10 protein-coding genes are annotated in these 10,199 nt (G+C 65.4%); 8 read left to right on the plus strand and 2 right to left on the minus strand.

Features of this window, described 5'->3' with window-relative positions; all coding sequences use genetic code 11:
- On the plus strand, window positions 1-772 hold a 772-nt coding region (gene acpA / locus EN781_RS15355), incomplete at its 5' end, for an acid phosphatase (RefSeq protein WP_127400116.1).
- A 138-nt stretch (window positions 773-910) separates the two neighbouring features.
- Here the strand turns inward: acpA and EN781_RS15360 are convergent.
- Window positions 911-1,363 carry a MarR family transcriptional regulator gene (locus tag EN781_RS15360; RefSeq protein ID WP_126055446.1) on the minus strand — a complete coding sequence of 151 codons (453 nt, stop codon included), beginning with the start codon at window positions 1,361-1,363 and terminating at the stop codon, window positions 911-913.
- A gap of 104 nt (window positions 1,364-1,467) precedes the next feature.
- Between EN781_RS15360 and EN781_RS15365 the strand changes: the two genes are divergently transcribed.
- From EN781_RS15365 to EN781_RS15395, 7 genes are all read left to right on the plus strand, one after another.
- The gene (locus EN781_RS15365; RefSeq protein WP_126055445.1) at window positions 1,468-2,292 is read left to right on the plus strand and encodes a p-hydroxycinnamoyl CoA hydratase/lyase; all 825 of its coding nucleotides are present in this window, start codon (window positions 1,468-1,470) and stop codon (window positions 2,290-2,292) included.
- Between the two features lie 81 nt (window positions 2,293-2,373).
- Window positions 2,374-3,864 (plus strand): AMP-binding protein, encoded by a 1,491-nt coding sequence (locus EN781_RS15370; protein ID WP_126055444.1) that lies wholly within the window; start codon window positions 2,374-2,376, stop codon window positions 3,862-3,864.
- Between the two features lie 61 nt (window positions 3,865-3,925).
- Window positions 3,926-4,375, plus strand: a complete 450-nt coding sequence (locus EN781_RS15375) for a hypothetical protein (RefSeq protein WP_126055443.1) — start codon at window positions 3,926-3,928, stop codon at window positions 4,373-4,375.
- A 36-nt stretch (window positions 4,376-4,411) separates the two neighbouring features.
- A complete protein-coding gene (locus tag EN781_RS15380; RefSeq protein ID WP_126055442.1) occupies window positions 4,412-4,834 on the plus strand; it encodes an OsmC family protein in 423 nt (140 codons plus the stop codon).
- Between the two features lie 14 nt (window positions 4,835-4,848).
- The gene (locus tag EN781_RS15385) at window positions 4,849-5,373 is read left to right on the plus strand and encodes a hypothetical protein (RefSeq protein ID WP_126055441.1); all 525 of its coding nucleotides are present in this window, start codon (window positions 4,849-4,851) and stop codon (window positions 5,371-5,373) included.
- Window positions 5,374-5,499: 126 nt separating this feature from the next.
- Window positions 5,500-6,243 carry a 2OG-Fe(II) oxygenase gene (locus tag EN781_RS15390; RefSeq protein ID WP_126055440.1) on the plus strand — a complete coding sequence of 248 codons (744 nt, stop codon included), beginning with the start codon at window positions 5,500-5,502 and terminating at the stop codon, window positions 6,241-6,243.
- Between the two features lie 281 nt (window positions 6,244-6,524).
- Complete coding sequence (locus tag EN781_RS15395; RefSeq protein WP_127400117.1) at window positions 6,525-8,147, plus strand: ABC-F family ATP-binding cassette domain-containing protein; 1,623 nt, start codon at window positions 6,525-6,527, stop codon at window positions 8,145-8,147.
- 10 nt (window positions 8,148-8,157) lie between these two features.
- Here EN781_RS15395 and EN781_RS15400 read toward each other — a convergent pair.
- A partial coding sequence (locus EN781_RS15400; RefSeq protein WP_127400118.1) for an EAL domain-containing protein occupies window positions 8,158-10,199 on the minus strand: 2,042 nt, incomplete at its 5' end.

Genomic DNA, 10,199 nt, shown 5'->3' on the forward strand with positions numbered 1-10,199 from the left:
CGTCAACACCATGCAGCCGCCTTACCAGCCGAGCGCCAACAAGCCGGCCGAGGGCGGTGACAAGGCCTTGGCCGATCCGGCGCAGCCGACCACGCTGCCGCCGCAGCACGAGATCACCATCGGCGACCTGCTGTCGCTGAAGGGCGTCTCCTGGGCCTGGTACTCCGGCGCCTGGCAGGCGGCGCTCGACGGCAAGAACGCCACGCCAGTGCCGAACTTCCAGTTCCACCACCAGCCGTTCAACTATTTCGCGGCCTACGCGCCGGGCACCGCCGCGCGCGCCGAGCACCTGAAGGATGGCGGCCTCGACGGCGTCGAGTTCATCAAGGCGATCGACGACGGCAAGCTGCCTTCAGTGAGCTTCTACAAGCCGCAGGGCAATCTCAACGAGCATGGCGGTTATGCCGACGTCACCAGCGGCGACAAGCATCTGGCCGACATCGTGTCGCATCTGGAGAAGAGCCCGCAATGGCCGCATATGCTGGTCGTCGTCACCTATGACGAGAATGGCGGCTTCTGGGACCATGTCGCGCCGCCCAGGGCCGACCGCTGGGGCCCGGGCAACCGCATTCCCGCCTTCATCATCTCGCCCTATGCGAAGCTGGGGACCGTCGACCACACGCAGTACGACACGACCTCGATCCTGCGCTTCATTACCGCGCGCTACGACCTGCCGGTGCTGCCCGGCATCGTCGCCCGCGACAAGGCGCTGCGCAATAACGAGCAGCCGCCGATGGGCGATCTCTCGGCCGCCCTTGATCTGACGAAATAGCGTCCTTCCTCTCCCTCAGCAAATGCGCGGGGAGAGGAAACGCTAATCGCCCAAGGCCCGATGTCCCGCAGATGAATCAATCCCGCAGGACGCGCCGCTATCGGATTGTTTTGCTTGGAGTTGAGGGCGCGCCGGCGCTCACTCCGCCTCATCCACCCAGATCAGGCGCAGCAGACGCAGCAGCGTTGCCCGCTCCTTGCTGGTCAGCCGATGCAGGAAGCGGTCCTCGTGAAGGCGCACCTGACGCCGCCAGGCGGGCATCGCGGCCTTGGCCGCCTCGGTCAGCCGAAGCTCCTGCACGCGCCGATCCTTGGCATGGTCGTCGCGCTCGATCAGGCCGCGCTCCTCGAGTTCGGCCAGCAGCGGCGCCATGTTGGCGCTCTTCATGGCGAGCAGCCGGCAGAGCCCGGCGGCGCGGATGCCCGGCCGTTCGTCGATCAGCGCCAGCATGGCGTAGGTGACGGGGCGCAACTCCGCCTCCGCCATCTCGATAGCGAAATCGTTGAGCGCCAGCGCCGAGGCGCGCCGCAGATTGTAGCCGATCTGCGCGTCGAGCGCGTCCTCGGCGAGATCGTTGCTGGTTTCGTCCATGTTCGATCGATTGCCGCGATCCGGCCCCTTGTCAAGGTAAAAATACTATGCGACATAGCAAAGATAAAAGCTATGCAACATAGCGATCTCGGAGGAATTGACCCATGGCAGGAGAAACCGAAGACACCGTCGCCTTCGATGTGGAGGACGGCATCGCCTGGGTCCGCTTCAACCGGCCGGCCAAGCGCAATTCGATGAGCCCGGCGCTCAACCGGCGCATGATGCAAGTGCTCGACGAGCTTGAATTCCGCGACGACGTCAGCGTTCTCGTGCTCTCGGGCGAGGGCGCCGCCTGGTCGGCCGGCATGGACCTCAAGGAATATTTCCGCGAGACCGAGGCGAAGGGCCTGGGCGCCGTGCGCAAGGCGCAAGCCGAGGCTTACGGCTGGTGGCGGCGGCTGCGCTGGTACCGCGTGCCGACCATCGCCATGGTCAATGGCTGGTGCTTCGGCGGCGGCTATGGCCCGCTGTTTGCCTGCGATCTCGCCTTCGCCGCCGACGAGGCGCAGTTCGCGCTCTCCGAGATCAACTGGGGCATCCTGCCTGGCGGCGGCGCCACCAAGGTGGTGGTCGATCTGCTGTCGATGCGTGATGCCATGTATCACGCGCTGACCGGCGAACTGATCGACGGCAGGAAGGCGGCGGCCTGGAAGCTGGTCAATGAAAGCGTGCCGCTCAGCGACCTGAAGGCGCGCGTCGCCGAAGTGGCCGGGATTCTTCTGAAGAAGAACCCGGTGGCGCTCAAGGCCACCAAGGACGCCATCCGCCGCGTCGCCGAGATGACCTACGACAATGCCGAGGACTATCTGGTGCGGGCGCAGGAGGCGGCCAATTCCTTCGACAGTGAAGGCCGCAAGGAAGGCATCCGCCAGTTCATCGACGAAAAGAGCTACAAGCCTGGCCTCGGCGCCTACGACAAGGCGAGATGATCCGGTCGATGTGACCTGTCTCGGACCGGCGATCGATGCCGGCCGCAACCGATACGGCGCGTGACACGGGAGGAGATCGCAATGCCGGCCTGGACGACACCGGACCCCGTCGCCTTGCATGCCCGCGCGCAGCCGGACCGCCTCGCTTGCGTCGACCTCGCGTCCGGCCGGCGCTGGACCTATGCCGCGTTCGACGATGCCATCCAGCGCGCCGTCGCAGTGCTCGAAAACAGTGGCATAAAGCAAGGGCAGCGGATCGCCACGCTGGCCCGCAACAGCGCCGACCTCGTCATCCTGCAGCAGGCGGCGATGCGCCTCGGCGCCATCTTCGTGCCGGTCAACTGGCGGCTTGCCGCGCCCGAGCGGCAGGCCATCCTTGCCGATTGCGATCCCGTGCTTCTGGTCCATGACACCCCGCCCGACCTTGCGCCGCCGCCCGGCTGCGCCCCGCTCGCCGTCTCGCGCTTCGCGGCAGCGGTGGAAGAGCAAGCGCCGGCGCCGCGCCGTCCGTTGCCGCAAGCCGACCGGCCGTCGATCATCCTCTACACCTCCGGCACGTCGGGCCAACCGAAGGGCGTCAACGTCACCGAAGCCAATGCCTTCGCCACCGCCGTCAATTTCGGCGTCATCGGCCGCGTTGGCCATGACAGCGTCTTCCTTTGCGACGCGCCGATGTTCCATGTCATCGGCCTGATCACCAATCTTCGCCCCGTTTTGCTCAAGGGCGGCACGGTGCTGATTTCCGCCGGCTTCGATCCCGGCGACACCAACCGACGCCTTGCCGATCCGGCGCTCGGCGTCACCCATTATTTCTGCGTGCCGCAGATGGCGAGGATGCTGCGCGAGCATCCCGGGTTCGCGCCGCGACTATGGACATCGCTCTTGGCGCTCTTCACCGGCGGCGCGCCGAACCCTGCCGCGGATGTTCTGTGGTGGCTGGAGCAGGGCGTGCCGATGGTCGACGGCTTCGGCATGACCGAGGCCGGCACGGTGCTCGGCATGCCGCTGGAGGCCGAGCGCATCGCCGGCAAGGCGGGCTCGGCCGGCCTGCCGGCGCCGACCGTTTCACTGCGCATCGTCGATGGCGCCGGCACCGATGTCGCGCCGGGAGAGACGGGCGAGATCTGGCTCGCCGGCCCCAACGTCACGCCGGGCTACTGGAACCGGCCGCAGGAGACCGCACGCGCCTTCAGCGAGGACGGCTGGTTCCGCACCGGCGACATGGCGCGGCGCGACGAGGACGGCTTCGTCACCTTGGTCGACCGCCGCAAGGACATGTTCATCTCCGGCGGCGAGAACGTCTTCCCGGCCGAGGTCGAGATGGCGCTGCTTGCCCATCCCGACATCGACGAGGCGGCTGTGATCGGCATCGCCGACGAACGCTGGGGCGAGGTCGGCCGCGCCTTCGTCGTGTTGCGCGCCTGTTGTTCTCTCGACCCGGCGGCGCTCGCCGGCCACTGCGCCGCGCGCATCGCCCGCTACAAGGTGCCGAAGGAATTTTTGGCCGTGGAGACTTTGCCGCGCACCGCATCGGGCAAGATCCAGAAGCATGTGCTGCGGGCGCTGAAATAGAGAGGCTGGAATCCGGCCGAAACACCTTGCTTTGAACACCCTTCCTGCTCCAGGAAGGGGGATGTCCGACAGTTACCTGCGATTGGTTTCGTATGATCCGCACTGGCGCCCCGGCGAAGCGGCAGCCAGCGAGGCGGTGACGATCGCGCGTGGATTGTTTCCACGCGCCGAACATATCGGCGTTGAATCCGAGGAGGGGGTCACATTCTTCGACGCCGGAGCGAACACGGAAAGCATCAATTGCCCGCTATGCGGCAGTGACCTCGAGGCTTGGTGGGGCGAGGCGATGGACCGGGCGGCTGCATCTGGCTTTAAAGACCTTGCTGTCGTAACGCCTTGCTGCGAAAGGCCGACCTCACTCAACGAGTTGCGCTACGTATGGCCTGCCGCATTCGGCAGCTGCGCGCTTACGGTCGTCAATCCCGGAGAGACCTCATTGGCGGTCGACCAGCTGCGCAGGATCGAGCAGGCAATCGGCTCGCCGCTGAAGGCAATCTGGCAGCATCTTTGAGCTGTCCACCAACCCTGGCACGCCAGAGGAAATACGATGAGCGAGCTGAAGATCAGAACCCGAGCGACCGGCGCGCTGGCCGTCCTGCAACCCGGCGGCCTGCCGGTTGTCACCACGCCGACCGGCGGCGCGGTCGATATCGTGACCGGCGCGAGCGCGCCGGGCTTCAATCCGCTCGATCTGTTGCACGCCTCGCTCGCCGCCTGCATGGTGCTCAGCGCCCGCATCGCTGCCACGCGCCTTGGGGTCGCCGCGCAGCTTGGCGAGGTGCGCGCCGAGGTCGGCGGCGAGAAGGCGGCGGACGAGCCGTCCCGCATCGTCCGCTTCAGCATCAGGCTCGATATTTCCGGCGATCTCGACACGGCGACCAAGCAGCGCATCATCGAGGATGCCGAGGCGATCTGCACCGTCTCCAACACGCTGCGCGCCTCCCCCGAACTGCACACGTCGCTGGGGTGAGGGGACCGTTTCCCATGGCCATGATCCCGCCTATCGACTACGCGACGGCGTCGCAAGAAATCCGCGCCGAGCACGACAGGGAGCTCAGCTTGCGCGGGCGCATGACCAACATGAAGCGCATCCTGCTCAATTCGCCGGCCGCTCACCGCATCTATGCCGAATGGTTCACGCTGCGCGATCTGCTCAAGCCTACGCTGGACGACCGTGCCATCTGGCTGCTTTCGATGGCGATCTCGGAGACAATGCGCGCCGAGGTTCCCGTCACCTTCTTCCGCCGCGCGCTGATGGATGGCGGTCTCGATCCAGAGGCAATCGAGCCCACCGCCGACGAGACGCTGCTGATCGCCTTCGGCAAGGCGGTCGCCGCCGATGCCAATGCGATTCCGGATGAGCTCTGGGCAGCGCTCAAGGCGCGCTATGATGACACGCTGCTGGTCAACCTCGCCGCCTTTGCCGGCATCATGGTGGCGACCTGCGTGTTCACCAATGCGGTGCGGGTCGACCTCGATCCGGAGCTGGAGGGGTATCGCAAGCGGTGAAAGCGCGATCTTCCCTTCTCCTACAAGGGGAGAAGGTCAGGGCCGCGCCCAATCTCCGCATGAAACGGGTGGCTCCCAGCCTCCGCCCGCCCCATTTTCACGGTAGGCAAGCGACAGGAGGCCGCCATGACCATCCATTCCATCAGCGCCAAACGCGCCAGCCGCTCCGCCGAAACGCGTGTCGAGGCGCAAGACTGGCCTGCCCTGGTCTCCGAACTCAACGCCCATGGCTGCGCCGTCATGAAAAACCTTCTCGCCCCCGACGAATGCGACGAAATCGCCGCGCTCTATCCGCACGAAGAACATTTCCGCAGCCATGTGGTGATGGCGCGTCACGGCTTCGGCAAGGGCGAGTACCGCTATTTCCGCTACCCGCTCCCCGATCCGATCGAAGGCCTGCGCAGGGCGCTCTATCCGCGGCTGGCTGGCGTCGCCAACGACTGGAACGAGAAGATGGGCGCAGCGCTGCGCTATCCCGCCGACCACGCTGCCTTCCTCAAGCGCTGCCACGACGAGGGGCAGACGAGGCCGACGCCGCTTCTCTTGCAATACGGCCCCGGCGACTTCAACTGCCTGCATCAGGACCTCTACGGCACGCTCGCCTTTCCGCTGCAGGTGGCGATCCTCTTGTCCGAACCCGGCGAGGATTTTGAAGGCGGCGAGTTCGTGTTGACCGAGCAGCGCCCGCGCATGCAGAGCCGTGCCGAGGTGGTGCCGCTGAGGCGCGGCGACGCGGTGATCTTCGCCGTTCACAACCGGCCGGTCGAGGGCAGTCGGGGCTATTATCGGGTGAACCTGCGCCATGGCGTCAGTCGTCTGCGCTCGGGGCGGCGTCACACTGTGGGAATCATCTTCCACGACGCGAAGTAAAGCGCCGCAAGAGAGGGGGCACTGCGCCTACGAGAAAGTAGCGCACAGCGCCCTACGAAATCCCCTCTCTGGCATTTTCCAAGCACTTGCTCGGGGACAAGCCCGCTCGCAAATGCAGGAAAATGCTTTCTCCCCCGCAAGGGGGGAGATCAACTGTCGCCGCCGCCTTCGCCAATCACCACGGATGCTGGCTGCGGCGCTTCTGCCTCTTCCACTACCGCCTGCATTCGCGTATGCCCGGGCAAATCCCGCCACGTCAGCGCATTTAACCGGACCGCTCCATGATCCGTCTTGAAAACATCGGCAAGCAGAACGGCCGTCAGATCGTCTTTATCGAAGCCTCGGCCGCCTTGCAGAAGGGCGAGAAGATCGGCCTCGTCGGACCGAACGGCGCCGGCAAGACGACCTTGTTCCGAATGATCACCGGGCAGGAGCAGCCGGACGAAGGGCAGGTCCAGGTCGATCGCGGCGTCACCATCGGCTATTTCAGCCAGGATGTCGGCGACATGGAAGGTATGAGCGCCGTTGCCGAGGTGATGGAGGGTGCCGGCCCGGTAAGCGCGGTCGCCGCCCAGATGCGCGAGCTCGAGCACGCCATGGGCGATCCCGACCGCGCCGACGAGATGGACGCCATCATCGAGCGCTACGGCGAACTGCAGCACCGCTTCGAGGAGCTCGACGGCTATGCGCTGGACGGCCGCGCCCGCGAGGTACTGGACGGCCTCGGTTTCAGCCAGGAGATGATGGACGGCGACGTCGCCAAACTTTCCGGCGGCTGGAAGATGCGCGTCGCGCTGGCGCGCATCCTGTTGATGCGGCCCGATGTCATGCTGCTCGACGAGCCGAGCAACCACCTCGATCTCGAAAGCCTGATCTGGTTGGAGCAATTCCTGAAAAACTATGACGGCGCGCTGCTGATGACCTCGCACGACCGCGAGTTCATGAACCGCATCGTCACCAAGATCGTCGAGATCGACGCCGGTTCGCTCACCTCCTACTCCGGCAATTACGAATTCTACCAGGAGCAGCGGGCGCTGGCCGACAAGCAGTTGCAGGCGCAGTTCGAGCGCCAGCAGGCAATGCTGGCCAAGGAGATCGCCTTCATCGAGCGCTTCAAGGCGCGCGCCTCGCATGCCGCGCAGGTCCAGAGCCGGGTGAAGAAGCTCGACAAGATCGACCGCGTCGAGCCGCCGAAGCGGCGCCAGACGGTGACCTTCGAGTTCCAGCCGGCACCGCGCTGCGGCGAGGACGTGGCGACGCTGAAGGGTATCCACAAGAGCTACGGCAGCCGCACCATCTATTCAGGCCTCGACTTCCAGGTGCGCCGGCGCGAGCGCTGGTGCGTGATGGGCATCAACGGCGCCGGCAAGTCGACGCTTTTGAAGCTGGTGGCCGGCGCCTCCGAGCCCGACCAGGGCACGGTGGCGCGCGGTCCGAGCGTCAAGATGGGCTATTTCGCCCAGCACGCCATGGAGCTGCTGGAGGGCGAGCGCACCGTGTTCCAGACGCTCGAAGACAATTTCCCGCAGGCTGGCCAGGCGCCGCTGCGCGCGCTTGCCGGCTGCTTCGGCTTTTCCGGCGACGAGATCGAGAAGAAGTGCCGCGTGCTGTCCGGCGGCGAGAAGGCGCGGCTGGTGATGGCGCTGATGCTGTTCGATCCCCCCAACCTTTTGGTACTCGACGAGCCGACCAACCACCTCGACATGGCGACCAAGGAGATGCTGATCAACGCGCTTTCGCAGTACGAAGGCACGATGCTCTTTGTCTCGCACGACCGCCATTTCCTGGCCGCGCTTTCCAACCGCGTGCTGGAGCTCACCCCCGATGGCATCCACACCTATGGCGGCGGCTACACTGAATATGTCGCGCGGACCGGCCAGGAAGCGCCGGGACTGCGGGGGTAGGGCTGTTCCGCTACCCCGCCTGGAGCCATTTGCGCGACTGGGCGAAGGCCTTGAAGGTCTTGGCGTCCATCGGGGCGCCGAAGGCGTAGCCCTGCAGGATGTCGCAACCCAGTTCCTTGAGGATGCGCGCGTGATCCATCGTCTCGACGCCTTCGGCCACCACTTCGATGCCGAGCGACTTGCCGATCTCGATGATTGACGACACCAGCCGCCGCTGCGCCGTTGAGCCGGTGATCGGCGTGATCAGCTGGCGGTCGATCTTGAGCCGGCGCGGCTGCAGCTTGAGCAGGCTGACGATCGAGGCGTAGCCGGTGCCGAAATCGTCGATTTCGATGTCGATGCCGAGTCCCTTGATCTGCTCGATATTCCACGAAACGAAGTCGTCGTTCTCGTCGAGGAAGATCGACTCCACCAGCTCGAACGACACCGTCCCTTGCTTGATGGCGAGCTTGCGCAGACCCTTGATCAGGTCTCTGTCCTCAAGGCGCCTGGCCGAGACGTTGACCGAAACGCGCGGAATGTTGAGATGCGACCAGCGCTCGAAGTTCTCCAGCGCCTGCTTGAGAGTGGTGCGGTCGATCAGCGCCACAACATTCAGTTCTTCGGCGACCTTGAGATAGGCGGCGGGCGCGAGGATGCCGCGACGCGGATGCTTCCAGCGCGACAACGCTTCGACGCCGACGATTTCGAGCGTCCTGGCGTCGAACTGCGGCTGGTAGTAAGCGATGAATTCGTTCCGCTCCAGCCCGCCCAGGATTTCATCGGCGATCTGCTTGGTCCGAACGATCTCGCTCTGCAGCTCCGCGTTGAAGAACTCGTAGCGATTACGGCCATGGCTTTTCGCCCGGTACAGCGCGAGATCGGCATTGACGAGCAACTGCCTGGCGTCGACGCCGTCATTGGCGGCAATGCCGATGCTGACGCCGAACCGGCACTGGTGGCCCTGGAAATTTACCGGCTGGCGCATCTCCTCGATAATGCGGCTGGCGAGTTCGGCAAGCCTGTCGTCGCCAGCGCCATGGCCTACCACCACGAACTCGTCGCCGCCGATGCGCGCCACGAAATCGGCGGGCCTGGCGTTGGCCTTGATGACCTTGGAGGCGTGCACCAGCATGGCATCGCCCGCGGCGTGACCGAGCGTGTCGTTGATCTGCTTGAAGCGGTCGAGGTCGAGATGCAGCAGCGCGGTGCGGCCGGTTTCCCCGCTTTCGGCCAGCATCTCGTCGAGGTAGCGGCGATTGGGCAGGCCAGTCAGTGAATCGTGAAGCGCCACATGCTCGATGCGGGCGCTGGCAGCCTCCAGCTCGGCGTTCTTCGATTCCGACAGCTGCCGCTCACGCACGAGGTTCTCGTTGAGCAGCACGTCGCTGGTCACGTCCCATTCGGCGCCGATCATCTTCGGCGTGTCGCCGCTGTCCTGGAAGAACGTCGCGCGTGTACGGACGTGGCGGATAGTGCCGTCATGGTGGACGAGGCGGTATTGCGAGGAGTAGAGGCCCTTGGTCGCTGCGGCCTGGTCGAAATCCCGCCGCGCACGCTCGATGTCGTCGGGGTGGATCGTCCCTGCCCAGTCATCATAACCGCGCGGCTTGGCGTCGGCAGGCTTGCCGTAAATCTCGTTGACGCGCTCGTCCCACACCAGTTCGTTGGTGGCGAGATCGTGCTCCCACACACCGATGCCCGAGGCCTCCAGCGCGAGCTCCAGCCGTCCGGACAGGCGCCTCAATTCGGCATAGTTTTTCTGCCTCTCGCCGAACAGCCGTCCGGCCACCAGGATCGGCAACACCACCAACACGCCGGCGAGCGCCATGAGTGCCTGCAAGGTCCGTTCATTCTTCGGTGCCGCCGGCCAGCCACCCTTGGGAATGGCCGAAATCCGCCACGAGCCCGAGGGGAGCTCCACCTCGGCCGTCACCGGATTGCCGGCGACGACATTGTCGCCGCCGAAGAAGCGTTCGCCGCCGCCCCCCAGCGCATCCTTGCCGGTCAGGGCGACATCGATGTCGATGGCGGGATCGGTGAGGCCGCTCGCCGCGTAGAGCCGGTCGACAT

It is taken from the genome of Mesorhizobium sp. M4A.F.Ca.ET.090.04.2.1, from assembly GCF_003999085.1.
Classification (GTDB): Bacteria; Pseudomonadota; Alphaproteobacteria; order Rhizobiales; family Rhizobiaceae; genus Mesorhizobium.